This window comes from Microbacterium sp. bgisy203, from assembly GCF_965345155.1.
Lineage (GTDB): Bacteria > Actinomycetota > Actinomycetes > Actinomycetales > Microbacteriaceae > Microbacterium.
This window is the reverse complement of sequence record NZ_CBDRLZ010000001.1, coordinates 376807-400010: the sequence shown is the minus strand read 5'-3', so window position 1 is coordinate 400010 and position 23204 is coordinate 376807. Positions and strand designations below refer to the sequence as shown.

Sequence of the window (23204 nt, the reverse complement as noted above, 5' to 3'; positions counted from 1 at the left end):
GTGTGACAATGGTGCTTGATACTTTCAAGCAGATACTTGAGAAAGTCAAGGGGGTCACGTGAAGTCCTACGGTCAGCTCTGCTCGATCGCCCGCGCGCTGGATGTCGTCGGCGACCGGTGGACTCTCCTGATCGTGAGGGAGCTCCTGATCGGGGGTGAACTGCGCTTTGGTGAAGTGCAGCGCGGCCTGCCTGGCATTGCGACGAACCTGCTCACCCAACGCCTGCGGGACCTCGAGACGAACGGTGTCGTGATTCGCGAGCCCTCATCAGGCACCTCGGGCACGCCGACATACCAGCTCACCGACCGCGGCCGGGCCTTGGACGGAGTGCTGCGTGAGCTTTTGAGGTGGGGTGCCCCGACAGTTCCGGATGCGCCGAGCGACGCGATCTTCCAAATGCATTGGCTCAGCCAGCCAGCTCGCTTCCTCCTCAAGGATCACCGACCGGATGATCCCGCGGTCGTCATCCGGTTCGGCACCTTCGACGACGGCTTCGACCTCACCGCAGCCGGAGGCACCATCACGGTGGCCCCCTGTCGGCGCGACGCCAGCCCCCTGGCGGCGATAACAGGGCCGGGGCCGATCCTGGTTGCCCTCCTGCAAGGCGCAATGCCCCTACCCATTGCTATCGCCCAAGGTGTGCATGTCGCTGGTGATGCCGCAACCTTGACGCGAGTGCTCCCACCGCCCCCGCCCGCGTCAACTAATGTCTCCGGTCAGTACATCTAGACCAGGTCGGCGCCTGACCACGGCTCAAGTGTTGATCTGAACCTCCGGCCGGTGCGACGAAAACGCTCAGGCGCGGTTCTCTTGCGGGATGGAAGCTCCTCGCGCGATCGCTCCGCTTGCTGACCTGCGCACTGGGTCGCCAACTGTTGGTGAAGGCTTCACGCTCGAGAACTTCCTGCGGCCAAAGGCCAACCACGGAAGGGCGTTGTCACATGACGGGTCGACGCCGTCTGCCGTAGGCGCTGTCTCACTTGCCGCTCCCTCATCCGGATATCTGTTGAGACGGGTTTGCGAGACGGTTGGATCCGCGACGCGTCGCGAGCGCTCCCCGCAACGGCCACCGTCGCAATGGGGGAACGCCAATTGAGGCAGCAATGTCTGTTGGCGCCAGTAACGTAGAGCTTTGCGGAAAGGCGCGCGATCGGCACGCCTGCCTTCGATAAGGGAGATTCATGGCGCTCACAGGCCCCGAGCATCTGCAGGTGCGCTTGCCCGTAGCGGAGGCGCTGCGCGTACTCGGCTGGGACGAGCGGCAGATTCAGTGGCAGCCGGAGTGGCGCGTCCCCCAAAGCCCTAGCGACGCGGCGCGAAGGGAAGGCGGGCATGGCTTCTCGGGCTGGCCCGTCGATCTCGTGCTCTTCGAGGACACAGAGGCGCCGACCGACTGGCAGAACGTGCTGGGCCTGTTCGAATTCAAGAAGCCGACTCTCTCCGAAGGTGTCTCACAGCTCGAGATCTATCTCGCCCGTGAACCGCGTGCGAGATTCGGCGTATGGACGAACGGCACGAAGTCGGCAACCGTTTGGAAGCTGCCCGATGGCAAGTTCAAGACCACGAAGCACGACGAACTTCGACTCCCGACGCCGGGAGATGACTTCGAACAGGCAAGTGGTCGCGCTCTGACATGGCGCGACCTCACCGTACCTACAGAGTCCGACCTGAGGGTCTCGTTCAAGGCACTTCTTGACCTGGTTGTCGCGCGCGACTCCGTCGTTACTCGGTCTGAGATGCAACTCGACCAGCTGTGCAACCTTCTGCTTCTCAAGCTCGAGTCGGACACCAACGGAAAGCTCGTCAGGAGCAAGCCGCTGATGTTTCAGCTTCGTGCTACCGAAGCAGAAACCGCTTCGCACATCCGGGACGAGTTTGATCAGCTTGTCGAACGTCGCCAGGAGGTGTTCCGCGAGGAGCAGGCGCCGCAACTGCTCCTCGACGACCACACGATCAAGGAAATCGTGTACGCGTGGTCAGGCTGGAACATGCTCGAGGTCGGAGCCGAAGCCGTCAGCTCGGCATTTCAAGTCTTCCGTCGGGCGAACCTGAAGGCCGGCGAGGGCCAGTACTTCACTCCCGACAGGGTTGTTCGAGCGGCCGTCCGAATCTTGGACATCCAGCCGGATGATCAGATCATTGACCCTGCTTGCGGCACAGGCGGCTTTCTGATCGAGGCATTCCGGGACGTCTCGACCCGAATCGGCTCAGATGCTGACGTGCGAACGTGGGCGCACCGACAGGTGTATGGCGTGGACAAGGACAGCATCAACATCAAGCTCACCCGCGCAATGATGATGGTCCTCGGCGACGGCTCGGTCAATATCCACATCGGTGACTCTCTGCGGGAGGATCGATGGGCGACCGACTATCCCCACCTCCGCACCGCAATGCGCGATGGGGCATTTACGGTCGTGCTAACCAACCCCCCGTTCGGCGAGAACCTCAAGATTGCGGCCAAGGACTGCGAAGTCAACAAGTACACCCTCTCAAAGGCCGCCGGAGGCGATAAGTACAAGGACCTCGAGCTGGGGCTCGTGTTTCTCGAGCGTTCGTATCGCCTGCTTCGTCACGGGGGGCGCCTCGGCATCATTCTCCCTGAGACGTACTTCTTCTCATCCAGCTACGCCTACCTCCGCGACTGGATCAACGCCCGATTCGCCCTGCGAGGGGTGGTTAACATTCCGATGGAGGCGTTCCAAGGTTTCTGCCGCGCCAAGACCAACCTCTACGTGATGGAAAAGGTCGCATGATGGTTCACAAGCCAAGCTGGTTCCGAGATGGAGAAGTCTTCGTATCCTTCGCCGACACTGTCGGTATCAACAAGGATGGCAACACGTTGTTCGCGATCGACTCCACCACTGGCAAGCGCACTGCGACTGTCGACGACAAGGTCGCTGCAGACGTGGAGGCTTTGCTGGGTGAACGTACCGGGGCTACTTCACGGTGGATCCCGAACGACGACTTCTCGCTCGCTGTTCCCAGCTACTACAACGATCGGCACACAGCAGAGCTAAGTGATCTGCTTCGTAAGCCCGGCTATGACGGCTTCGAAGTGCGCTCGCTTGGCAGCTTGATCGAGGACAAGCTCATTCTCGCGCGCCCCGGTCACGGATCACCCTCAGCAGATGTACGCGACGGAACCTTCCCATACATCAAAGTCTCGGATATTCGCGCCGGCCAGGTGAACATCAACCCGACCAACATGGTTCCTCTAGTCGTCGCGGAGCGATTCTGGCGAGGCGAGAGTTCGGGCTTGCGTCCGTTCGATCTGATCACCCCGGTTCGCGCGAGTAAGAACATCGGTGACTTCGCCATGCTGATGCCCGGCCAGCAGGACATCGTCGTGACAAAGGAGGTCCTGATCCTCCGGGCCGCAGATCTCGCGCCGGCGGACAACTTCTTCCTGATGTGGGCGCTCTCTCTGAACTCAGTTCGGTCACAGTGGGACCGGGTGGTGTTCATGCAGACCAACCGCGAGGACGTCGGGCGGCGCTATCTGGAGATCAATATTCCCTGGCCTACAGACTCAAAGGCGGCAGGCCGGGTGTCGAAGGCATTCCGTGACTACTACCAGGGCATCGAAAAGCTGCGGACCGAGTTCACCCGTGAACTCGCGCGCGACGGAATCCATCATGTATATCTCGGCGTTGTCGACGACGACTAGTTAGCCAACGTCATCGTTGGTTCCTCACCCTCAGTACTCCAAATGACAACTCTGGACGACTGATCCTCTAGGTGGCAGCTCGCATGGCGGGGTAGCTGCTCCATGTGCGTCCGGAGACCTGCGCCCACCGCTCTGCTGAGCCCGGGGAGAGACCAAGTAGGTCCGCAATGACGCGCGCGGGGACCTCTTGAGCGAAGTCTCGGAGTGCGGCATTTCGGGCTTGAGTAGCGTTGATGCCGACGCGATTGAGCGCCGAGCCGAGTGCTCCCGAGGTCAAGTGTTGGCCCGGTGCGTACCCGACGAAGAGCCATGGCTCCGTGCCCACGCGCGTTTCGTGCGCTCGTCGGATTTGGGTTGCCAGCAGGGCACTCATTCCGGCGGGGATGGTCAGCTGCTCGCGGCCAAATGTGACCTTCCAGTTGCCGTCCGTGCGCGCGAGAGCGGTGGTCCGCAGGGCCACGGTGCGCGCGAGCGTTTGGCCCAGCGCGATGACGAATAGTCCGCCGACTCGGGTCGCGAGCGGAATCGCCTGGTCGTTCAGAAGGCGTGCAATATGCCTCGACCGCTCGCTGGCGCTCATGTTCGCGTGCGGCGCATTGCGGCGCGGGAATGACGGTTTCTCGTAGGTCACGGGAGTGTTCTCGTGTGCCCACCGGAGGAACCCGACAAGTAGCCGACGCGGGTAGGGCCGGCCGGCGAGGAGCTCGTCGACGTCGTGTTGAGTCGCCTGCTGGAGGGACTTCCCGGCGTTCCTGAGAGTTCCAACCGCCTCTGTTGCGCGGATGAGTTCGTCGCGGGCGCGGCGGTAGCGACCGTTGTCGGCGCCGCGCGTCCGGGGTGCGTATTCCTCGAGTCTTCGCTCCAGATGCCATCGAGAAAAGGTCTGCAGTAGTAGACGATCGCTCGTGCTCGCGATTTCCTGCAGGTGGATCTGTGACCATCGGCGGTACTGGCCGAGGTCCGGGTTGTCGTCTTCGTCCAGTCCGGATTCGATGAGGAGCGCGCGGATTTGGCGGGTTGCACGTGATGCGCGCATAGCGTCGAGTGCTTCGAGTGTCGCGGGGATCTCGCCGTGGGTCATGCGTCGGAGGATGTCGGCGGCTTGGCTTGCCTCGCACCATTCGACGACGGCTCTCGCGTGGATTCCGGGGCGATCGATGAGTCGCCGGAGCGGCTCGAATCGCTCGAGGTCTGGCCCGAGGATTCGGTCGATCGCTGCGGGCTTCTTACACTTGAAGCAGCGCTTGCCTTGCCTCCCGGCGTCTTCGTGTCCGCAGCCTGCGCAGGCGAACGGCTTGCCGAATCCGACGCACGACGCGCACAGCCACTCAGGGAATCGGCCGAACAAGCACACGGCGGGGCGGTTGCATCGATCGCACTTCTTTGGGTAGCGGATCGCCATTTGCACGCAGGACTCGCACACCGTCCGGGTCGGGAGCAGCCGGATGTGCTTCTTCTCCATGTTGCACATCTCGCAGTAGCCGCTGGGTCGCTTGTTGCAGGCCGGGCAGAGTTCGCCGGAGCGCGTGGTTGCTCCGCACTTGCGGCACGGTCGCGGGATACGCTGCGACAGCTTCGTGAACGCTGCGCGAGTCCAGCAGTCCTCGCAGTAGGGGATCCGGCCGAGCCGGGCGTGCACGCGCCGACGATCGCCGCAGGCGAAGCAGGTTTCTGGAGCCCTCCCGCGCTTGCACGCGACGCAGAGTCTCGCTTCGCTTCCGCGAACCCCTGAGACTAGCCCGCGGTCCCCACAGCCGGGGCATCGTGGCAGGAGCGCCATCGTTGAGTGCCCGTACTTGCAGATCGCGATCGCAAGGCGTTGAACGCAGGGCTCGGCCTCGACGTTGTCGAAGATGCGATTGGGAGGCAGCGCGGTGAGGGACTTCTTGAGCTTCTGCGCGCTGTAGAGACTGGTGCTAGTGACTTCGAGGCATGCGTGGAACAGCTGTTGCTCGGTCACGTCCGTGACCACCGGTTCGAGTAGCGAGACGCATTCGAGTATCAGCGCCCGCCACGGTGGGTTGGGATCCGTCATGAGGCGCCGGGATCGCGCAGCTCCGCTCGTGGGGGCCGGAGGCTGCCGATCGGAGTTCGTGTCTGCTCGCCGTCATTTACAGCGACGAGCGCTTCCTTCGCCCGGACGCTGATGAGATCTGCGGGGGAGCAGTTGAGGATGTCGCATAGCGCGCCGAGCACTTCGATGTTGAGACGCTGCGGAGTGTGGGCGACGAGCCGGTACACCTGTTCACGTGAGAGCCGTACTCCACGCTCCGCGAGCAGCGGCTGCAGCGCTGTCGTCTGAAACATGCGTTGCTGTGACATCAACTCACGAAGGTGCCAGGTGGTCTCGATTGTGCGCATCGCTTCTAGCTTCCCTCCCCGTCGGGCGTTGCCGGGAGCACCCTTGCCATGGCGCTCTGGAACACCCGGTTCTTAAAGTCGTTGCTCACCGACGTGTAGATCGCCGTCGTGGAGGCGTAGGCGTGCCCCACCTGCTCCTGCACGAACCGCTCTGCATAGCCAAACTCGATGCAATGGGTGACGAACGAGTGTCGGAGACTGTGAAGGGTGAGCTCTTCCGGTAGCCCGGCTTGATCACGGATGGTGGCGAACCGTCTATCGAGGTAATGCGCCGAGATGCGCGTCTTTCTCTCAGTTACCCACAACGCGGACAGATCCCCGGGTGCGAACCGGGGACGTGCCTCCTCGACCCACTGTCGCATCCCAGAAATGATCCAGTCGAACTCTGGGATGAGCAAGACCGTGCGTCGCTTCGGGCCGCCGCCCGCCGATGCCTTTCCCCATCGGACACTCACCGAACCGTACGGCCCCCAGCTGGGCATGAGGTGGTTCGGATGCAGATCCACTAGATCGAGCCCGACGACCTCCCGCCGCCTCAGCCCGAACGCATACGTGGTCTTGAGCAACTGTGCATCGCGTAGCGCGCCGAGAGCGCCCTTGCGCTGGTCGCGGATCAGGGCGCTGACGCGCTCATCTGCGCAGTCGAATAGGCGCTGAAGTTCCGGAACGGAGAAGGGACGTCGCTCGCCGCCGGACTCGAACTCGGACAGATGCCTGGTGGTATTCCAGCTGTAGCAAATCTGCGTAGGCGCGCTCCCGAACTCGGCGATGCAGCGGGACACCCACTCGTAGTGAGGGTCGATCAGATACCCACAGAACATGCGGATCGTCTCGTGATCGTGACGCAGAGTCGTACGGCGCAGGTTCTTGCGAGAGGCGCGATGTGCGGTGTACTCCTCGACGTCCTGTGGGCGCCAAGTCCAGGGGTACTCACCCGACCACTCCTGAAAGCGCCTAATGCTCTGGACCCGCTGCCGAATCGTCTCTGATCTCAACCCGCGCGATCGCTGCTGGAGCTCCCAGCCGCGCACCATCTCCGTCCACGCTACATGCTCGGGATTAATGCGCGGAAGCGCTCCTTGAACGCTGTTGACGGGTCCGCGCACCGGTGTCCTTCCTTGCATCATTGTCTGGTTAGATGCATCATTGCGTTGAGCGGTCCAGAATGCAAGCCTGGAGCTCGGGAACGGGCCACCGAATTGGGACTCACTGCAGGCCCTCTGGTACCTCGAACGGATGCGTCAGATGCAACTGGCTACGGTTTACAGCGACGTCGGCTTCACGGGCAAGAACGCGCAGCGGGAGGGGCTACGCCAGGCGCTTGCGGCGGTGCGTGAGGGTGACACCCTCGTGGTGCCGAAGATGGACCGGCTGGCCCGCAACGTTGAGGACACCCTGCAGATCGTGCGTGAGCTCACCGAGCGGGGCGTGATCTTCCAGATGGGGCAAACCGTGTACGACCCGCACGACCCGTGGTCGAAACTGTTCCTCACCTTCCTCGCGGCGATCGCTGAGGCTGAGGGCGGGTGGATCAGTCTGCGTACACAGGAGGGGATGGCGCGGCCGAGCGTGCGGAAGAAGCTCAAGGGCCGGCAGCCGTCGATCCCTGCCGAGACGGATGCGGCGATCGCGAAGGCACTCGATGAGGGTGCGCAGAGCGCCGCGGATCTCGCCCGTGTTTTCCGGATCTCGCGCAGCGGGGTCTACCGAGCAGCCGCCAGGCACCGAGCAAAGGTTGAGCAGTGATTCATCTGATTCCCGTCCCGGACGCCAATGGAGTGCCGCAGCTGTGGGTGAATGTGACCCACCTGGTGAGCGTGATGCCGGTGTACAAGGGCGGCGCGACGGGCATCGTTGTCGAGGCAGAGTTGAAGATGGAAGGGATACCGCTGCAGCGGGTGCGGCTGGGAGAACACTTCGACAAGGCCACGGCGGAGGATGCCTTCCGCCGCTGGCTTGAGCTGCTGCAGAGACCGGAGGAGTGATGCCCGGCAACTCGTGGCCGGCGCTCTTGATTGCCGCGATTGCTCTCGTCCTCGCGGCATGGCTTCTACTGCGCGCCCAGAACTCACCTTCTCTGCCCGCTGATGTTGCCGGCATCCGGCTGGAGGTGACCGCACCGCTGGTGGTGGAGGATCGCGTGCTGGAACAGCTGTGGGAGGTGCCCGTCGTCCTCACCAACACGACCCGGCGGCCGCGACCACGCTCCGCGCGTGCACATCCAGCCCGACACTCGTACGCTCAGATATCAACTGGGGCCTCCCTCACGTATGTGGATAGGCGAAGCCGGAAGACCGGCTCGCAACCCACGGTCTACGCGAGCGGAGGCCTCAGGCTCAACCACTCATAGCGTCTAGGAGCGCCGTGGGGAGTGGTCTGGCCCGGACTTCGTCAGGGAGCCGAGTGCAGTCATCGCGGAGGTCTCGATCGTCGCGATGTCATCGAGCAGTTGACTCGCCTTGGCGAGATGGTCCGGGCTACCCGAGGCACCTGCCTTCTCGATGAGTTCGGCAACGCTCGTCCAGAGCAGCGCGGATTCGGCGAAGAGATCCCTTCCCTGCTCTACGAGGTCCGCGCCCGGCCTGCCTTCGAGTAGTCCGTGGCACTCGGTCAGGAAGTCTCGGTACAGGTTGCGAAACAGTGCGCCTCCGGTGCCCGCGCGTTCCATCAGGGTGGCGATGACTGTGAGGTTGCGGCCGGGGTCCTCGACTCGATCGAACCACGAGTGCACGCGCTTGGCTGCTGTGCGGATTCCTCGGTTGCCGAGGTTGGCGATCGCCGGCGTCAGGAAGTCCTCAGCGCACGCGGTGATCGCGGAGATGATCGCTGGGATGAGGTGCCCGCCATCCATGTTCGGCACCGCCACCTTCACGGTGAAGGACCGGTGGCGGGCCGACATCGGCCCGCGTGCGGCTCGCGCTCTGGCCAGGCTCTCCAGGCTCGTGGACACGGCTCCGCCCTGCTGCGCGGTGTCGACCAAATAGGCCCGCTCGGCGTCGTAGCCGTACACGGCGACGACGTGACCGGCGAAGTGCACGCGGGATCCGAAGTACTCCAGGTCATGGCTGTCGAGCTGTAGCCCTACGGGGATCCCATCGTCGATCGAGGAGCGGACCTGGTCCCACGCCTTACGTGCGGAGGTGGTCTCCTGCACGCGCAGCTCGAGCCCCAGCCGTTGGGTCAGGTTCTGGGCGAGCACGAAGGGCTTCACCCTGCCGCCCAGGAAGGGCAGCTCCTGTTGCTTCGAGTCCCAGTAGATGAAGGACAGCCCGCTCCCCAACCCAAAGAGCATCGGTTCGGAGAGGTCGAGTCCGGCATGTCGCAGGAGCACGCCGAGCGCCGTCGTCTCGCAGTGCGAGCCGCCGGCCGTGGAGACTCCGTCGATGATCGTCCTGTCGGGCGGTTTGAGCTCGGCCTTGTCACTCATCGGATACCTGGACTCGTTCGGCGAGCCACGACCTTTCCGCCTCCAGGAGGCTGAGGGAGTAGGAGAAGACCTCCCGTGCGGGGCGTGGGAGGGGAGCTTGCGACCGCTCGGCTTCCATGACTGATGCGATCCTGGCCTCGAGCTGAATCAGCCTGCTGCGCAGCGCCTCGTCGTAGGCGCGCTCCGAGACCAGCGGCAAGTTGGCCAGTCCGACGAGGACCGGATGTGGGACCGCCCGAAGATCGGCGATGAACGCAACGGCTTCATCTGCGGCGATCTGCCACCCCTCCGCAGTGGCCTGGAACACCCGCCGAGACTTCACGCCAGAACGGCCCTCGGCGGCCTCGATGAGGCCGCGCTTCTCCAGCTTGGCGAGCACGTAGTAGATCGATGAGAAGCCGATGTCCGTCCACTGTCGGATGCCGCGCCGCTCGATCACCTGTTCCAGGTCGTAGCCGTGCCGGGGGTGCTCAACGATCAGGCCCAGCACGGTCAGTTCGGCAGGAGTCAATTCCACCCAACTATTCTAGCACTAGAATAGTTGGCCATCGGAGACCCACCTGGAGACCGGGCCGGGCGCATTCGCCCCCAGCTGAGGCCCCCGGGACGGTGGTGTCAGATCTCGTCGACACTCGACCCGACGGCGGTGCCAAATGGTGCTCACGGCCGCCGACAATCGGTGTCCGATGAGACCGACAGAATCACAACTATCCTGCCCGCATGGCAGCGGCTATATTTCTTTCTCGGCATTGCTGGCGTTCGTGCCGGTGAGCTTGCTGATCGTCGCCGTTCCCGGGCCTAGCGTTGTGTTCACCGTCGGCCGAGCCCTCAGCGCAGGGCGCGCAGCGCATTGGCGACCGTGCTCGGCAACGGCGTCGGTGTGTTCGCCCAAGATGTCGTGATCGCCGTCGGGCTCGGCACCGTACTCGCTTCGGTCACCTGGGCGTTCATCGCCATCAAGGTCACCGGCGGCTGCTACCTGATCTGGTTGGGCATCGAGGCGATCCGCCACCGTCACGTCACCATGGAGGCTGCCGATACCCCACAGCAGTTCCTGCTGACCGACTTCCGCACCGGTGTCACGGTCGGGCTGACCAACCCCAAAACGCTGATCTTCCTGTACGCGCTGCTACCTGCGTTCGTTCCATCCGGAGCATCCACCGTCCCCCAAATGCTGCTGCTTGGAACGATTTTCGCGGCGGTAGCGGTCGCGGGTGACAGCGCGTGGGTCATAGCAGCAGGTACCGCCCGAGCCTGGTTCACTCAAAGCCCTCGGCGCATCGGACGGCTCCGCACAGCCGGTGGAGCCATTCAGATCGGGCTCGGCACCTACACGGTCGCCACCGGCGCCAAGCTCTAAACCGAAGGCCGCAGTGCCAGCGTCATGAACACGCTGTTCGGATCGGCACCGTAACTGCCGAACGGTGGGCAATCGGTGAAGCCAGCCTTGCGGTAGAACGCACGCGCGGGGGCGAAGAAGTCCATGCTCCCGGTTTCCAGCGACACCCGGTTCACCCCACGACCTTGGGCGTCCTGCAGCACATGGTTCAGCATCCGGGACGCGATCCCTGCACCACGGCGGGCTGGCGCGGTGCGCATGCTTTTCAGTTCCTCATGTCCTTCAGCCAAGGCAGCCAGTGCGACCGTGCCGACCGTCACGTCGCCGTCACGGGCTACCCACAGCCGCACCCCGGGGCCTCGTAGCGCACCGACATCCAGGGCGTGCTGGCTCTCCTGCGGGCCCGTCGGGGCAATGTCATCCAAGTGCTCCTGCAAGAACACCGTCAGACCCGGATCATCGAAGTCAGCCTCAGCAATCTCGATCACCTCAAACAGTCAACCAGACCCGACAGGCGAGGCACACGGGGGGTCCGTCTTAAGTCGTCGCAAGAGGGTTCACTTCAACCCGCCGTTGACACCTCCTGGCGCATAGGCTCGCACTATGGCGCGTGTGAGGGTGCTCGGGGCAGGTGTCGTTGGATCGGTCTACGCGGCGCTGCTGGCCGACGCCGGTCACGAGGTCACCTTGACCGCACGAGGATCGAGACTCGTCGACCTGCGCCGCCATGGACTGCTCGTGGGCCTCGACGGCCGGATCCTTGCGCCCGACGTGGCCGTGACGAAGTCACCGGAAGTGACAGACTGCGACGTCCTGCTGGTCGCCGTTCGCGGTGACCAGTTGGCTGCGGCCCTGGACGACATCGCAGCCAGCCCGGCTGGGTGGGTCTGGATGTTCACCAACCCCCTCGAGCTGCGCAGTGACGTGGAGGATCGCCTGGGCCGCGACCGGCTGGTCTGGTGCTTCTCCGGTGTGGGCGGCGGCGTGAAGGACGGGCAGGTGACCGCCCACCGGGTGGGGCAGCAGCCCACCGTGGTCGAGGGCGGGGCAGCCGGCTCCAAGTTCGCGTCGCAGCTGCTCGGCGCGATCGACCCCCACCTGCGGACCGAGCCGGACATGCACGCCTGGTTGGACACCCACACGGTGTTCGTGGCCGCCATGGCCGCCCTGGTCCTGGAGCAGCCCTTGGAGACGCGATCACAGCGAGTGCGCGGCGCTGTCCTGCTGGTTCGGGCCATGCGACAGGCCTTCGACTCCCTCGAAGCGCAGGGGGCTCGCATCACACCGCGCAACCTGCGGATGATCTTCGGCCGGGTGCCCCTGCCGATCGCCGCCCTGTACTGGGCTGCGCAGCTGTCACGACCCGTCGTGCAGGTGTCCATGCTCCCCCATGCCACCGCGACCCGAACCACCGAACAGCGGGCCGTGGCCGCTCACGCCCTGGACCTCGCGGGCCACGGCCCCGGCCTCTACCGCCAGCTGCTCGCTCCTTTGGCCGGCACCTGAGCGGGTGCTCGGAACGCACTACTTTGCCGCGAATGGCATGGCAGGTCCACGCGGGCTAGGCAAAACTCTGGTGTGTGATCACCGACGAGCGACTCCAGCAGATGGCCGATGCTCTCGCATCAGTTCCCGGCATCGTGGCCATCGTCCTGGGAGGCAGCCGAGCTCGCCGCACCCACCACGAGGCCTCGGACGTCGACCTCGGCCTGTACTACCGCGCCGAAGGACTCGACCTCGACGCCCTGGCCCGTGCGTCACGCGCTTTCAGTGACACCGGGCAGGTCGAGATCGTCGGGCCCGGCGGCTGGGGGCCCTGGGTGAACGGAGGTGGCTGGCTAACCGTCAACGGCACCCCCGTCGACTGGATCCTGCGCGACCTCGACCGCGTGCACGAACAGGCCGACCGCGCCCGCCGCGGCGAGTTCGCCTTCCACCCCCAACCCGGTCACCCCCTGGGCTTCCTCGACGTCAGCTACGCCGGCGAGGTCGCCACGTGCCGTCCCCTCGCCGACCCCGACGGCGCCGTCGCCGGGCTGGCAGCCGATCTCAACCCGTATCCCGATGCCCTGCGCGTCGCGTTCATCGACAACCTGTGGCAGGCCGGTTTCTTGGTAGATGCCGCCCGCAAGGGCCTGCCCAAGGACGACAGCGCGTACGTGATGCTGTGCTGCTCGACCGCGCTCATGCTCTGCGCCCACGCCTGGCATGCCAATGCCGGGTCGTGGGTGACCAACGAGAAGGGCATCATCGTCGACGTGGCGCGACTCGACCTGGACACCCACGATTTCGCGACCAGAGCCAACACCGTCTTGCAGTCGTCCGGGCACATGGGACTCAGTGAAGTCGTCACCAAGACTGCATCTGTCGTGGAGGACACTCGCGCCGCTCTCCGGCGCGAACCGTAAGCGACGCTCGCTCATGCCGCTGGGCTCGCGCAAGGTGGGTCCACTTCTGGCCGTCAGCCAGGGGCCAAGTGGGGTTGACATAGCCAGCTTCGCGCGTCGTGAGCCTGCCCGACCTCGCTGGCACGCACGCTCCTCGGCTGCGCGACCGTGTACGGATGGGCGCATGGGGGTCTCTCTGGATGCTCGTCGCGCTCAAGAATCCCTCGGTGGGCGGAATGGCCATCGCACTGTTCTCCTGGCTCGCTGTCCCGATCGCGCTTGTAGGCGAGGCCACGATCGTGCTCGGGAAGCCGGTGTGGTGGCTCCTGCCCCCCGCGATCATCGTGTGGGCGCTCGTGATGGTCGCCGTCATGGCTGCAACGCATAGGCAAACCCCGCAGCAGCGCAGCTACCTGTCTGACGATGACACGACGATCTTCCGCATCCGTCAGAAGCGCGACAACCGGCGCGAACCCGACCAGGGCTCCACGTTCATCGTCGACAACTTCTGCCGCAGCCTGCGAGCTCCCAAGGGAGGCGCCCTGCAACTCATCGAGTCGCTGCATCCACAGCTCGCGGAAGCGGTCGACGCGCGCGACGCGGCCACGGAGATCACCGCGGCCCACCCCGCCCTCGCGAAGCGCTACCGACAGATCGACCCGCTGCTCGAGTCGCGTGGCATCGCCGGAGCGGCGGCGCCGTTCTCGTGGCTGCGCGCCCGGGGGCGGCGACTTCGCAAGTCGCGGCGCGCCCTGTGGTCGGATGTCTGCGATCTGCTCGTGTCCGCGGTGCGCGCGGGCATGTCGCTCCCTGACGCGCTGGCCGCCCTCGCGGTGAGCGGTCCGCCCGCCCTGCGTCCTGCGTTCGCGCGGTTCGCCGACGACATGGCCGCGTCGGGGCACTTCGACTCGAGCGCGCTGCGGCTGAAGGCGGGGCTCGCCGACCCGGTCGCCGACCGGATCCTCGAGACGCTCCGGATGGCGCGTCAGGTCGGCGGCACCGAACTCACGAGCGTGCTGCGCGCGCTGTCGGCGTCGGTGCGTGCGGACGCGACGCTGCGCGCCGAGGTCGAAGCCCGGCAGTCGTGGGTGCGCGGAGCCGCGGTCGTCGGCGTCGTCGCACCCTGGATCGTGCTGGGTCTTCTCGCCCTGCGACCCGAGGGCGCCGCAGCGTACTCGAGTGGGGCGGGGGTCGTGGTCGTCCTCGTCGGGGCGGCGGTCTCTGTGCTCGCCTACCGCCTCACGATCCGCCTCGGTCGCCTACCCGAATCACAGAGGTGGTTCGGATGAGCGCCGTCACCGCTCTCGCGAGCGCCGTCGTCCTCGGGGCGGCGCTGGCTTCCGGCATCCTGCTGGTGGCGCAGCGCGCGCCGCGCTGGGCCGCCCCCACTCTCAGTCGCCGCGTGGCGCCGTACCTGCGTGACATCGCCGATCCGGCCGGCATCACGCCTCTCGAGCCGACCGGGCTCGGGCTGGGCTGGCGCGCCGTCCGCGATCGTCTCGCCGCGAGCTGGGGCGGGGGAGAGGCCCTCGCACAGCGGCTGCGGCAGGCCGGCGCGCCCGTCGACGTGATCGCGTTCCGCGCGACCCAGCTCGGTTGGACGGTCGGCGGGCTCGCCGTCGGCGGCGTCCTCGCGGTGCTCGCGACCCTCGCCGGACGCGGCGGCATCCTCACAGCCCTTCTGCCGCTCATCCTCGCGGCGGTCGGCGCGATCCTGTGCGAGCAGCGTCTCGCGCAGGCGGCCCGTCGCCGCGTCGCGCGGATCGAGGAGGAGCTCCCCACGGTGCTCGAGTTCCTCGCGCTGTGCCTCGCCGCCGGTGAAGGCCTGCGCGACGCCCTCCGCCGCGTGGGGGAGGTCGGTTCGGGCGTCCTCACGGCAGAGCTCCGCGCCGCCGTGCTGGCGAGCGGCACCGGGTCGAGCCTCTCCGACGCGCTCCTCGCGGTCGCCCGGACCTCGGAGGTGCCGGCGCTCTCGCGTGCCGTCGAGCACCTCGTCGCCGCGATGGACCGGGGCGCTCCGCTCGCCCACGTGCTGCAGGAGCAGGCCGTGGACGCGCGTGAGGAGGCCAAGCGCGCACTCATCGAATCGGCCGGGCGCAAGGAGATTTGGATGCTCCTTCCGCTCGTTTTCCTGATCCTGCCCCTCTCGGTGCTGTTCGCCGTGTTCCCCGGGATCGTCATGTTGAAGCTCGGAATCGGATGACCGGTCACGGTCGGAAGGAGGCGGACATGATCCGCTCGGTATGGGGGCGACTGCGCTCCTCGCTGCAGAACACAGTGCAGAACACAGTGCAGAACACGGTGCAGGACACGATCGACGACGAACGCGGCGACGTTCCCGGATGGGTCCTCGTCACGCTGATGACCGCCGGACTGGTGGTCGCGATCTGGACGCTCGCGGGGCCCGCGCTCGCGGACCTGTTCCAGCAGGCACTCGAGCGCGTGTCGGGGATCTGACGCCGTGCGGCGCCTGCGAGACGACGAGGCCGGGTCGGCCCCGGTCGAGTTCGTGCTCGTCGGCACGCTCCTCACGGTCCTGACTCTCGCCGTCGTCCAGCTCGCGCTCGTCGTGTACGTGAGGAACGTCCTCCACGACGCGGCGGTCGAAGGCGCCTATCACGGCGCGCTGGCCGACACCTCTCCCGCCGAGGGCGCAGCCCGCACGGAACGGCTCATCCGCACGGCCGTTGGCGACGGACTGGATGCCGAGGCGCGCGCGTCGGCGACCGACGGCGCGGCGGGCCCGCAGGTCGAGGTGACCGTGACGGCGACGATGCCCCTCGTGGGGCTCATCGGCATCCCCGCCGCCCTGGAGGTGACCGCGCATGCCCCGCGTGAGAGCTTCGACTGATCGGGACCGGGCGGACGACGACGGCTCGGCCGCGCTCGAGTTCATCCTCGTCGGCCTCATCCTCCTCGTCCCGATCGTGTACCTCGTGATCGCGCTCGGCGCGATCCAGGGGCAGGCCCTCGGGGTCGAGACGGGAGCGCGCCAGCTCGCCCGCACGATCGCGGAGTCGCCCGACGCGGCGACCGCCGACGCACGTGCCGACCGGGTGCTCGACGCGATCGTCACGGAGTACGGGATGGATGCCGAAGCCGTCGATATCTCCGTCGCGTGCGCGTCGGCATCCCCCGGATCGTGCCCGGAAGCAGGCTCTCTACTCACCGTGACCGTGAGGACCTCGGTTCCGCTCCCGCTGATCCCGGCGATCTTCGGGCTCGACGAGTTCGCCCGCGTGCCGGTCGAGGCGGCGTCGGTGCAGAAGGTGTCGCGGTACTGGACGGGGGAGCGGTAATGCGCCCGCGGCGCCCGCAGGAACAGTCCGACGAGGAGGGGTCTGTCCTTCTCCTGACGCTCGGCTACGCGGTGCTCGCGCTCGTCCTGGTGCTCGTGTGCGTCGACGCGACGAGCCTCTACCTCACGCAGAAGCGCGCGGATGCCGCCGCCGACGCGGCCGCCCTCGCCGGCGCCGACGGGTTCGCGCTCACCGTCGACGGCGGCACGCCGACCCCGACCCTCACCGACGACGGCGTCTACGACCAGGCCGAGGAGCTCCTGTCGGCGCTCGGCACGGCGACACTCGTCGAGGCATCCACGCCGGATGGGGTCTCGGCGCGCGTGAGCGTCGAGACGGTGTGGCATCCGCCGGTCCTGACGCTCTTCGTCCCCGACGGGTTCACGATCTCATCCACCGCGACCAGCCGCACGGCGCTGCGCTGAGTCGAGCACCGACTGCTCGTTGCGCGCCGCGACCTCTACTCGCGAGCGCGCCGAGGCACGAACCGCGGCACCCAGCGGGCGAACGCCGCCGCGCCGGCGAGCCCCACAAGCCCGATGGCTCCCGTCGCGACCGACAGTGAGAACGCGGCGGTGAGGCCGGATACGACGAGGGGCGCGACGGCGCCGCCCAGGTCGGTGAGCGTCCGCCACGAGCCGAGGAACGGGGCGGGGTCGGCGGCCGGGGCGACGTCGGCGCCCAGGGTCAGAAGGATGCCGCTCGACAGCCCGTTGCCGACCCCGAGGATCGCGGCGCACGCGACGAACCACCCGGTCGCCTCGGGCAGGTCGTGGGTGAACGACAGGACGACGAACCCGAGCCCCATGATGACTATCGCCGGGAGCGCGGCCCACAGCCGCCCGAAGCGGTCCATGACCTGGCCCGAGGCGTAGAACAGGGCGAAGTCGATCGCTCCGGAGATGCCGACGACGATCGCGATGGTCTGCGCGTCGAGGCCGAGGGACACGCCCCACAGCGGCAGGATCACCTGGCGCGCCGAGCGCACCGCCGACAGCGCCGCGGCGGCGACGCCGAGCCGCGCGAGCACGCCGCGGTGGCGCCACATCGTGCGGAAGACGCCCACGCGCTCGATCAACGGGATCGCGCCCGTGACCGCCTCGCCGGAGTCTTCGAAGGCGGTGTCTTCGAAGGCGGTGTCTTCGACGGCGCGCGCGTCGAAGCTCGCCGCCGCCTCGGTCTCGGGGTCGGGTCCGACGAGGACCAGGACGATCGCCGCCACGAGGCACACGGCGAAGAACCACACCGCCGCGTGCTCGTCGCCGGTCAGCGCCAACAGCGCCGCGGCGATGAACGGTCCGACGAACAGCCCCAGGCGGAACGTGCCGCCGAGCAGCGACAGGGCGCGGGCGCGGAACGCGAGCGGCACGCGCGTCGTCATGAACGCGTGCCGCGCGAGCCCGAACGCCGCCGCACTCAGCCCGATGACGAAGACGGATGCCGTGAGCACGCCCAGGTTCGGGGAGAGGGCGAGCCCGACCACGCCGAGCAGGGCGAACCCGCCGCCGAGCGCCATCGTGACGCGTTCGCCCAGGCGCGCGACGGCCGCGCCAGCGGGGAGATTCCCGCACAGCTGCCCGACGACGAGCGCCGAGGCGACGAGCGCTGCGGTCGGAAGGTCGGCGCCGAGGCGGGCAGCAAAGATCGGCAGGAGCGGGATGACGGCGCCCTCGCCGAGGGCGAACAGGAGCGTAGGACCGTAGATGACGGGGGCGAGGCGCCACAGGAACGCCCGGATGCCTCCGGGCGGGCCCGGGGAAGAGGCATCCGTCATCCCATCCACGTTAGTCTGGAGTGTCATGCTTGAATTCGATCCCTCTGCCGACATCCAGGCCCTGCGCGCCACCTTCTCCGACATCGCGGCGGTGGTCGACGTCGAGGCGCTCCGTGCCGAGATCGACCGACTCTCCGAAGAGGCCGGCGCCCCCGATCTCTGGGACGACGTGGAGAAGGCGCAGAAGGTGACGAGCGCGCTCAGCCACCGCCAGTCCGAGCTCAAGCGCGTGACCGACGTCGAGCGTCGCCTCGACGACCTCGACGTGCTCGTCGAGCTCGCCCAGGAGATGGACGACGAAGACACGGCCGCCGAGGCCCGCCGCGAGATCTCCGACCTCCAGGACGTCATCGGCCAGCTCGAGGTTCAGACCCTCCTCGACGGCGAGTACGACGACCGCTCCGCCGTCGTCACGATCCGCTCAGGTGCTGGCGGCGACGACGCGACCGACTTCGCCGAGATGCTCCTGCGCATGTACCTTCGCTGGGCCGAGCGCCACAAGTACCCCGTGAAGGTGATGGACACGTCCTACGCGGAGGGGGCGGGCATCAAGTCGGCGACGTTCGAAGTGGATGCCCCGTACGCCTACGGCACCCTGTCGGTCGAGGCCGGGACCCACCGTCTCGCGCGCATCAGCCCGTTCGGGGGCGCCGACAAGCGGCAGACCTCGTTCGCGGCGGTCGAAGTCATCCCCGTCATGGAGGAGGCCGTCGAGGTCGACGTCCCCGAGGGCGACATCCGCGTCGACGTGTTCCGCTCGTCCGGCCCCGGCGGGCAGTCGGTCAACACGACCGACTCCGCCGTCCGCATCACGCACCTTCCCACCGGCCTCGTCGTCTCGATGCAGAACGAGAAGAGCCAGATCCAGAACCGCGCCGCGGCGATGCGGGTGCTCCAGACGCGCCTGCTCCTGCTCAAGCGCGAGGAAGAGGCGGCGAAGAAGAAGGAGCTCGCCGGCACGATCACGGCGAGCTGGGGCGACCAGATGCGCTCGTACTTCCTCTACGGGCAGCAGCTCGTCAAGGACCTTCGCACCGGTTACGAAGTCGGAAACCCGGCGGTCGTCTTCGACGGCGACCTCGACGGCCTCATCGCCGCCGGCATCCGCTGGCGTAAGCGCAAGGACGACGACGACTGATCCCCGCGCGGGGTGTCGCGACCGGCATCCATCCGTGGCGCGCTTAGGCTCGTCGGGTCATGATCCGGTTCGAACACGTCACCAAGAAGTACCGCGGGACGAGCAGACCGGCGCTGAGCGACGTCGACTTCGACGTGCAGCGCGGGGAGTTCGTCTTCCTCGTGGGCGCATCGGGGTCGGGAAAGTCCTCGTGCCTGCGGCTCATCCTGCGGGAGGACACCCCGACGGAGGGTCGCGTGGTCGTGCTCGGACGCGACCTGCGCACCCTGTCCACGAGCAAGGTGCCCTACTTCCGGCGTCACATCGGATCGGTATTCCAGGACTTCCGCCTGCTGCCGAACAAGACGGTGTTCCAGAACGTCGCCTTCACCCTCCAGGTGATCGGGTCCTCGCGCGCGTTCATCCAGCAGGCCGTACCCGAGGTGCTTCACCTCGTCGGTCTCGACGGCAAGCAGAAGCGCCTGCCTCACGAACTCTCCGGCGGTGAGCAGCAGCGCGTGGCGATCGCCCGCGCTCTCGTCAACCGCCCGCAGATCCTCCTCGCCGACGAGCCCACCGGAAATCTCGACCCGGCGACCTCCGTCGACATCATGCAGCTGCTCGCTCGCATCAACGAGGGCGGCACGACCGTCGTCATGGCCACGCACGAGGCCGGCTTCGTCGATCAGATGAAGCGCCGCGTGATCGAGCTGCAGAACGGTGTGATGGTGCGCGACGACCGGCATGGCGGCTACGGCGACACCTCGGCGATCCCGAGGCTCGCCCCGCCGCAGGAGCGCGGGGCCGCGGCGACGGCGGCGCTCACCGCCGTCCTCGAACTGCAGCGCGAGATCGCCACGTCGCGCACGGAGCCGGTGCCGCCCGTCGTGAGCGAGGCGGCGGCGGATGCCGTCGCCGCCTCCGCCGTGGCCGCCGCCGTCGCCGCTACTCCGGCGCTCGCCTCCGACACGACGGCGCCCGTCGAGACCGCGGCGGGCACGGACCGGGGCATCGGCGCCGAGGCCCACGACGCGCGGCCCGCCACGCGCCCGATCCACATCGATGCGCCCGTCGTCCAGCTCGACGGCCTCGATCTCGACGACCTGGGTGTCGCGGAGCGGCTCGGTCTGGCATCCGACGAGGACGAAGTGGGGCCGACCTCGTGAGGGCCGGTCTGATCCTCGGCGAAGCACTCACGGGTCTTCGTCGGAACGCGTCGATGGTCGTTTCGGTCATCCTCGTCACCTTCGTCTCTCTCACGTTCGTCGGCGCCGCGATGCTCATGCAGATGCAGATCGGCGAGATGCGCGACTACTGGGTCGACCGTGCGCAGGTGTCGATCGTGATGTGCCGCGAGGATTCCACCGTCACGACCTGCGTCGACGGTGCCGCGAACGACGACCAGCTGGCCGAGGTCGCCGAGCGGCTCGAGAGTCCCGCGCTCAAAGACCTCGTCCGCGACGTGCGTTTCGAGTCGCAGGACGAGGCGTACGCGAACCTCATCGCGCTCTACGGCGACGAGTACAAGGCGTACGTGACGCCCGCGCAGCTCGGCAACACCTACTGGGTCGGCCTCGTCGATCCCTCGACCTCCGATGTCATCGCAGAGGCATTCGGGGGGATGAACGGCGTCGAGGCGGTGAAGAACCAGATGCAATACCTCGAACCGCTCTTCTCCGCCCTCACCGTCGCGACCTACATCGCGGTCGGCATCGCCGTGCTGATGCTGATCGCGGCCGTCCTCCTCATCGCCACGACCATCCGGCTCTCCGCGTATGCGCGAAGACGCGAGGTCGGCATCATGCGCCTGGTCGGTGCCTCGAACCGGTTCATCCAGACCCCGTTCATCCTCGAGGGCGTCTTCGCGGCGTTCATCGGATCGCTCCTCGCCGGAGGCGCGATCATCGCCGGCATCCACTTCGGCGTGGGCGCGTACCTGCGCGAACGGGTGACGTTCATCACCGACTGGGTGGACATGAAGGATGCCGCGATCGTCATCCCCGTGATCATCGTGATCGGTCTCGTGCTCGCGGCGCTGTCGGCGGGCTTCGCCATCCGGCGATGGCTGCGCACCTGACGCGTTCGGCGGCCGGGGCGCGGCTGCGGTAGGCTGTCAGGCTGGCCGCAGGTCGCGGTCGTCGTCAGGAGAGTCATCATGCCCAGGGAACGCGGGGAGAAGGTCGTCGCGACCAACCGTCGCGCGCGCCACGAGTACGCGATCGAGAAGACGTACGAGGCGGGCATCGTGCTCACCGGCACCGAGGTGAAGTCGCTCCGTGAGGGGCGCGCGAACCTCAGCGACGGCTACGCCTACATCGACGGGGGAGAGGCGTACCTCGACGCCGTGCACATCCCCGAGTACTCGCAGGGGCATTGGACGAACCATGCCTCGAAGCGGACGCGCAAGCTCCTGCTGCACAAGGCGGAGATCATCAAGCTCTCGCACGCGATCAGCGCGGGCGGCTACACGCTCATCCCGTTGAAGCTGTACTTCTCGGACGGCCGCGCGAAGGTCGAGATCGCGGTCGCGAAGGGTATGCGCGAGTACGAGAAGCGTCAGACGATCCGCGAGCGCGAGGACAAGCGCGAGGCGGAGCGCGCCATGCGCAGCCGCAACCGCCTCGGCGACTGAGCGAGCGTCCGGCGCCGCGCCGCCGATCAGGTGGCGCTGAAGCGCGCCTCGACGGCCGCGGAGACGACGATCTCATCGGGGCGGAAGTCGACCGTCGCGGGCGGTGCGGCATCCATCGCCATGGCGGCGCGTGCGAACATGCGCGGCTGGCCCTCGGGCGAGCTGCCGTCGAGGAGCCCGAGATCGGCGATCTGCACGGGTGTGACGGTGGTGCGACCGATGGCGGCCGCATACGCCGTCGCCCGCTCCACCGCGACCCCGACCGCCTCGGTCGCGACCTCGCGCTCGACGCGTGCGCGGGTCTCGGGGGTCAGCTGCCACTCGACGTTCCCGGCCTGCAGGCCCTCGGTCGCCGCGACGCCGTTCAACCAGTCCGACAGGGCGAGGACGTCGGTGAAGGTCGCCGTGAGCTCGACCGAGGCGTGGTGGATGGGGTCGAGCTGACGGCCCTCGTTGTTGCAGGGGCGATCGGACCACACCGAGACCCGCTGGCTCGACCAGTCGGCGATCGTGCCGGCGGCTTTGCGTGCGTCGAGGTCGGCGCGGACCGGTTCGGCGAGCGCGGCGATGCGCTCAACGACGGGTCCGCGTTCGGGACCGTCGGCGGCGGCGACGATGTGCGCGACGGCGCGCTCGGGAAGGACGCGCGCCTCGCTGCGCCCCCGGACGGTGATGATGACCTCGCTCATGGGGTAAACTGTAATGCTCGGATGCCAACGGCACCCGAGCAGCACTCCTTCACAACTCCACAGCGTGACAGTGGCTCTCTGGCCACGTGGCTCACGGGGCTGATCGGTTTCGACAGCGCCTGCGAAGCTGCGGGAAGCGGGCCGAGGATGCAGGGTTATCTCGTAAACGATCTCTGCGAACCAATAGTTGCCGATGCAAAGCGCAACGACTTCGCCCTCGCTGCCTAAGCGAGCCTGAAGTCCGTCAGACCGTAGGCGATCCCGCTACGGACCCTGGCGTCATCTAGGGATCTTGCCGTGTGACGGGGCCTCGACGTCACGCGGGACTCTTCTGAGGCTGGGCTCGTCGACCTAGGTGTCTGTGACAAAGGTCGGAGCCGAGCAGAACGCCTCTACAGACTGCGCCCGGAGAAGACGCAGTATCTCAGCGTTGGACGGGGGTTCGATTCCCCCCAGCTCCACGACGCCGCTGTCACGCAGGTCGTGCACGGAGATGTGCGAAGGCTGGAAC

General features: G+C 67.0%; 26 protein-coding genes and 1 other RNA gene. 19 read left to right on the top strand and 8 right to left on the bottom strand.

Annotation, left to right across the window (positions count from 1 at the left end; translation table 11 throughout):
• Positions 1-58: 58 nt before the first annotated feature.
• The 3 genes from ACRVYW_RS01975 (at position 59) to ACRVYW_RS01965 (ending at position 3668) form a co-directional block, all read left to right on the top strand.
• Positions 59-730, top strand: coding sequence for a winged helix-turn-helix transcriptional regulator (locus ACRVYW_RS01975; RefSeq protein WP_431801175.1), 672 nt, complete (start codon positions 59-61; stop codon positions 728-730).
• A gap of 452 nt (positions 731-1182) precedes the next feature.
• A complete protein-coding gene (locus tag ACRVYW_RS01970; protein WP_431801173.1) occupies positions 1183-2754 on the top strand; it encodes an HsdM family class I SAM-dependent methyltransferase in 1572 nt (523 codons plus the stop codon).
• A complete protein-coding gene (locus tag ACRVYW_RS01965; RefSeq protein WP_431801171.1) occupies positions 2751-3668 on the top strand; it encodes a hypothetical protein in 918 nt (305 codons plus the stop codon). Before ACRVYW_RS01970 ends, ACRVYW_RS01965 begins: the two co-directional genes overlap by 4 nt.
• A gap of 67 nt (positions 3669-3735) precedes the next feature.
• On the opposite strand, the gene ACRVYW_RS01960 is transcribed toward ACRVYW_RS01965, so the two are convergent.
• From ACRVYW_RS01960 to ACRVYW_RS01950, 3 genes are read right to left on the bottom strand one after another with little or no spacing between them, the layout of a single operon-like run.
• The gene (locus ACRVYW_RS01960; RefSeq protein ID WP_431801169.1) at positions 3736-5703 is read right to left on the bottom strand and encodes a hypothetical protein; all 1968 of its coding nucleotides are present in this window, start codon (positions 5701-5703) and stop codon (positions 3736-3738) included.
• Positions 5700-6029 carry a helix-turn-helix domain-containing protein gene (locus ACRVYW_RS01955; RefSeq protein WP_431801167.1) on the bottom strand — a complete coding sequence of 110 codons (330 nt, stop codon included), beginning with the start codon at positions 6027-6029 and terminating at the stop codon, positions 5700-5702. The genes ACRVYW_RS01960 and ACRVYW_RS01955 overlap by 4 nt, the downstream gene beginning before the upstream one ends.
• Positions 6030-6034: 5 nt before the next feature.
• The gene (locus ACRVYW_RS01950; RefSeq protein WP_431801165.1) at positions 6035-7063 is read right to left on the bottom strand and encodes a tyrosine-type recombinase/integrase; all 1029 of its coding nucleotides are present in this window, start codon (positions 7061-7063) and stop codon (positions 6035-6037) included.
• 211 nt (positions 7064-7274) lie between these two features.
• On the opposite strand from ACRVYW_RS01950, the gene ACRVYW_RS01945 reads away from it, so the two are divergent.
• Positions 7275-7775: a recombinase family protein gene (locus ACRVYW_RS01945; RefSeq protein ID WP_431801163.1), complete on the top strand. Its 501-nt coding sequence runs from the start codon at positions 7275-7277 to the stop codon at positions 7773-7775.
• Entirely contained in the window at positions 7772-8014 is a 243-nt protein-coding gene (locus ACRVYW_RS01940; RefSeq protein ID WP_431801161.1) for a hypothetical protein, read from the top strand. Before ACRVYW_RS01945 ends, ACRVYW_RS01940 begins: the two co-directional genes overlap by 4 nt.
• 368 nt (positions 8015-8382) lie before the next feature.
• Here ACRVYW_RS01940 and ACRVYW_RS01935 read toward each other — a convergent pair whose 3' ends face one another.
• Entirely contained in the window at positions 8383-9456 is a 1074-nt protein-coding gene (locus tag ACRVYW_RS01935) for a BtrH N-terminal domain-containing protein (RefSeq protein WP_431801159.1), read from the bottom strand.
• Complete coding sequence (locus tag ACRVYW_RS01930) at positions 9449-9973, bottom strand: PadR family transcriptional regulator (protein ID WP_431801157.1); 525 nt, start codon at positions 9971-9973, stop codon at positions 9449-9451. The genes ACRVYW_RS01935 and ACRVYW_RS01930 overlap by 8 nt, the downstream gene beginning before the upstream one ends.
• Before the next feature lie 342 nt (positions 9974-10315).
• Here ACRVYW_RS01930 and ACRVYW_RS01925 point away from each other — a divergent pair, with 342 nt between their 5' ends.
• Positions 10316-10816, top strand: coding sequence for a LysE family translocator (locus tag ACRVYW_RS01925; RefSeq protein WP_431801155.1), 501 nt, complete (start codon positions 10316-10318; stop codon positions 10814-10816).
• Here the strand turns inward: ACRVYW_RS01925 and ACRVYW_RS01920 are convergent.
• Positions 10813-11283 (bottom strand): GNAT family N-acetyltransferase, encoded by a 471-nt coding sequence (locus ACRVYW_RS01920; protein ID WP_431801153.1) that lies wholly within the window; start codon positions 11281-11283, stop codon positions 10813-10815. The genes ACRVYW_RS01925 and ACRVYW_RS01920 overlap by 4 nt on opposite strands.
• Positions 11284-11398: 115 nt before the next feature.
• On the opposite strand from ACRVYW_RS01920, the gene ACRVYW_RS01915 reads away from it, so the two are divergent.
• The 8 genes from ACRVYW_RS01915 to ACRVYW_RS01880 all read left to right on the top strand — a co-directional run bounded on the left by ACRVYW_RS01915 (position 11399) and on the right by ACRVYW_RS01880 (position 16906).
• Positions 11399-12301, top strand: a complete 903-nt coding sequence (locus tag ACRVYW_RS01915; RefSeq protein WP_286958785.1) for a ketopantoate reductase family protein — start codon at positions 11399-11401, stop codon at positions 12299-12301.
• A 101-nt stretch (positions 12302-12402) separates the two neighbouring features.
• Positions 12403-13203 carry a nucleotidyltransferase domain-containing protein gene (locus ACRVYW_RS01910; RefSeq protein WP_431801151.1) on the top strand — a complete coding sequence of 267 codons (801 nt, stop codon included), beginning with the start codon at positions 12403-12405 and terminating at the stop codon, positions 13201-13203.
• A 155-nt stretch (positions 13204-13358) separates the two neighbouring features.
• A complete protein-coding gene (locus ACRVYW_RS01905) occupies positions 13359-14471 on the top strand; it encodes a type II secretion system F family protein (protein WP_431801149.1) in 1113 nt (370 codons plus the stop codon).
• A complete protein-coding gene (locus tag ACRVYW_RS01900; RefSeq protein ID WP_431801147.1) occupies positions 14468-15385 on the top strand; it encodes a type II secretion system F family protein in 918 nt (305 codons plus the stop codon). The genes ACRVYW_RS01905 and ACRVYW_RS01900 overlap by 4 nt, the downstream gene beginning before the upstream one ends.
• Positions 15386-15411: 26 nt before the next feature.
• Positions 15412-15639, top strand: a complete 228-nt coding sequence (locus ACRVYW_RS01895) for a hypothetical protein (protein ID WP_431801145.1) — start codon at positions 15412-15414, stop codon at positions 15637-15639.
• Positions 15640-15643: 4 nt separating this feature from the next.
• A complete protein-coding gene (locus tag ACRVYW_RS01890; protein ID WP_431801143.1) occupies positions 15644-16033 on the top strand; it encodes a TadE/TadG family type IV pilus assembly protein in 390 nt (129 codons plus the stop codon).
• Entirely contained in the window at positions 16008-16481 is a 474-nt protein-coding gene (locus ACRVYW_RS01885) for a TadE family protein (protein WP_431801141.1), read from the top strand. The genes ACRVYW_RS01890 and ACRVYW_RS01885 overlap by 26 nt, the downstream gene beginning before the upstream one ends.
• A complete protein-coding gene (locus ACRVYW_RS01880; protein WP_431801139.1) occupies positions 16481-16906 on the top strand; it encodes a pilus assembly protein TadG-related protein in 426 nt (141 codons plus the stop codon). Before ACRVYW_RS01885 ends, ACRVYW_RS01880 begins: the two co-directional genes overlap by 1 nt.
• Before the next feature lie 35 nt (positions 16907-16941).
• Here ACRVYW_RS01880 and ACRVYW_RS01875 read toward each other — a convergent pair whose 3' ends face one another.
• Positions 16942-18255, bottom strand: coding sequence for an MFS transporter (locus ACRVYW_RS01875; RefSeq protein WP_431801729.1), 1314 nt, complete (start codon positions 18253-18255; stop codon positions 16942-16944).
• A gap of 25 nt (positions 18256-18280) precedes the next feature.
• Here ACRVYW_RS01875 and prfB point away from each other — a divergent pair, with 25 nt between their 5' ends.
• The 4 genes from prfB to smpB all read left to right on the top strand — a co-directional run bounded on the left by prfB (position 18281) and on the right by smpB (position 22004).
• Entirely contained in the window at positions 18281-19393 is a 1113-nt protein-coding gene (gene prfB / locus ACRVYW_RS01870) for a peptide chain release factor 2 (RefSeq protein WP_431801137.1), read from the top strand.
• 59 nt (positions 19394-19452) lie between these two features.
• Positions 19453-20538, top strand: a complete 1086-nt coding sequence (gene ftsE / locus ACRVYW_RS01865) for a cell division ATP-binding protein FtsE (RefSeq protein WP_431801135.1) — start codon at positions 19453-19455, stop codon at positions 20536-20538.
• Positions 20535-21449 (top strand): permease-like cell division protein FtsX, encoded by a 915-nt coding sequence (ftsX, locus tag ACRVYW_RS01860; RefSeq protein WP_431801133.1) that lies wholly within the window; start codon positions 20535-20537, stop codon positions 21447-21449. Before ftsE ends, ftsX begins: the two co-directional genes overlap by 4 nt.
• 78 nt (positions 21450-21527) lie before the next feature.
• Complete coding sequence (smpB, locus tag ACRVYW_RS01855; RefSeq protein WP_431801131.1) at positions 21528-22004, top strand: SsrA-binding protein SmpB; 477 nt, start codon at positions 21528-21530, stop codon at positions 22002-22004.
• Positions 22005-22030: 26 nt separating this feature from the next.
• On the opposite strand, the gene ACRVYW_RS01850 is transcribed toward smpB, so the two are convergent.
• Positions 22031-22693, bottom strand: coding sequence for an SIMPL domain-containing protein (locus tag ACRVYW_RS01850; RefSeq protein WP_431801129.1), 663 nt, complete (start codon positions 22691-22693; stop codon positions 22031-22033).
• A 95-nt stretch (positions 22694-22788) separates the two neighbouring features.
• Here ACRVYW_RS01850 and ssrA point away from each other — a divergent pair.
• Positions 22789-23157, top strand: a transfer-messenger RNA (tmRNA) gene (gene ssrA / locus ACRVYW_RS01845).
• Positions 23158-23204 lie beyond the last annotated feature (47 nt).

What these genes read in the sequence shown, in the direction of transcription:
- ACRVYW_RS01880 (WP_431801139.1), top strand. Translation starts at nt 16,481, where the DNA reads ATGCGCCCGCGGCGCCCGCAGGAACAGTCCGACGAGGAGGGGTCTGTC.
- ACRVYW_RS01945 (WP_431801163.1), top strand. Translation starts at nt 7,275, where the DNA reads ATGCAACTGGCTACGGTTTACAGCGACGTCGGCTTCACGGGCAAGAAC.
- ACRVYW_RS01875 (WP_431801729.1), bottom strand. Translation starts at nt 18,255, where the DNA reads ATGACGGATGCCTCTTCCCCGGGCCCGCCCGGAGGCATCCGGGCGTTC.
- smpB (WP_431801131.1), top strand. Translation starts at nt 21,528, where the DNA reads ATGCCCAGGGAACGCGGGGAGAAGGTCGTCGCGACCAACCGTCGCGCG.
- ACRVYW_RS01935 (WP_431801159.1), bottom strand. Translation starts at nt 9,456, where the DNA reads ATGAGTGACAAGGCCGAGCTCAAACCGCCCGACAGGACGATCATCGAC.
- ACRVYW_RS01970 (WP_431801173.1), top strand. Translation starts at nt 1,183, where the DNA reads ATGGCGCTCACAGGCCCCGAGCATCTGCAGGTGCGCTTGCCCGTAGCG.
- ACRVYW_RS01905 (WP_431801149.1), top strand. Translation starts at nt 13,359, where the DNA reads ATGGGCGCATGGGGGTCTCTCTGGATGCTCGTCGCGCTCAAGAATCCC.
- ACRVYW_RS01955 (WP_431801167.1), bottom strand. Translation starts at nt 6,029, where the DNA reads ATGCGCACAATCGAGACCACCTGGCACCTTCGTGAGTTGATGTCACAG.
- ACRVYW_RS01965 (WP_431801171.1), top strand. Translation starts at nt 2,751, where the DNA reads ATGATGGTTCACAAGCCAAGCTGGTTCCGAGATGGAGAAGTCTTCGTA.
- ACRVYW_RS01910 (WP_431801151.1), top strand. Translation starts at nt 12,403, where the DNA reads ATGGCCGATGCTCTCGCATCAGTTCCCGGCATCGTGGCCATCGTCCTG.
- ACRVYW_RS01915 (WP_286958785.1), top strand. Translation starts at nt 11,399, where the DNA reads ATGGCGCGTGTGAGGGTGCTCGGGGCAGGTGTCGTTGGATCGGTCTAC.
- ftsE (WP_431801135.1), top strand. Translation starts at nt 19,453, where the DNA reads ATGATCCGGTTCGAACACGTCACCAAGAAGTACCGCGGGACGAGCAGA.
- ACRVYW_RS01895 (WP_431801145.1), top strand. Translation starts at nt 15,412, where the DNA reads ATGATCCGCTCGGTATGGGGGCGACTGCGCTCCTCGCTGCAGAACACA.
- ACRVYW_RS01885 (WP_431801141.1), top strand. Translation starts at nt 16,008, where the DNA reads ATGCCCCGCGTGAGAGCTTCGACTGATCGGGACCGGGCGGACGACGAC.
- ACRVYW_RS01850 (WP_431801129.1), bottom strand. Translation starts at nt 22,693, where the DNA reads ATGAGCGAGGTCATCATCACCGTCCGGGGGCGCAGCGAGGCGCGCGTC.
- ACRVYW_RS01950 (WP_431801165.1), bottom strand. Translation starts at nt 7,063, where the DNA reads ATGGTGCGCGGCTGGGAGCTCCAGCAGCGATCGCGCGGGTTGAGATCA.
- ACRVYW_RS01960 (WP_431801169.1), bottom strand. Translation starts at nt 5,703, where the DNA reads ATGACGGATCCCAACCCACCGTGGCGGGCGCTGATACTCGAATGCGTC.
- ACRVYW_RS01900 (WP_431801147.1), top strand. Translation starts at nt 14,468, where the DNA reads ATGAGCGCCGTCACCGCTCTCGCGAGCGCCGTCGTCCTCGGGGCGGCG.
- prfB (WP_431801137.1), top strand. Translation starts at nt 18,281, where the DNA reads ATGCTTGAATTCGATCCCTCTGCCGACATCCAGGCCCTGCGCGCCACC.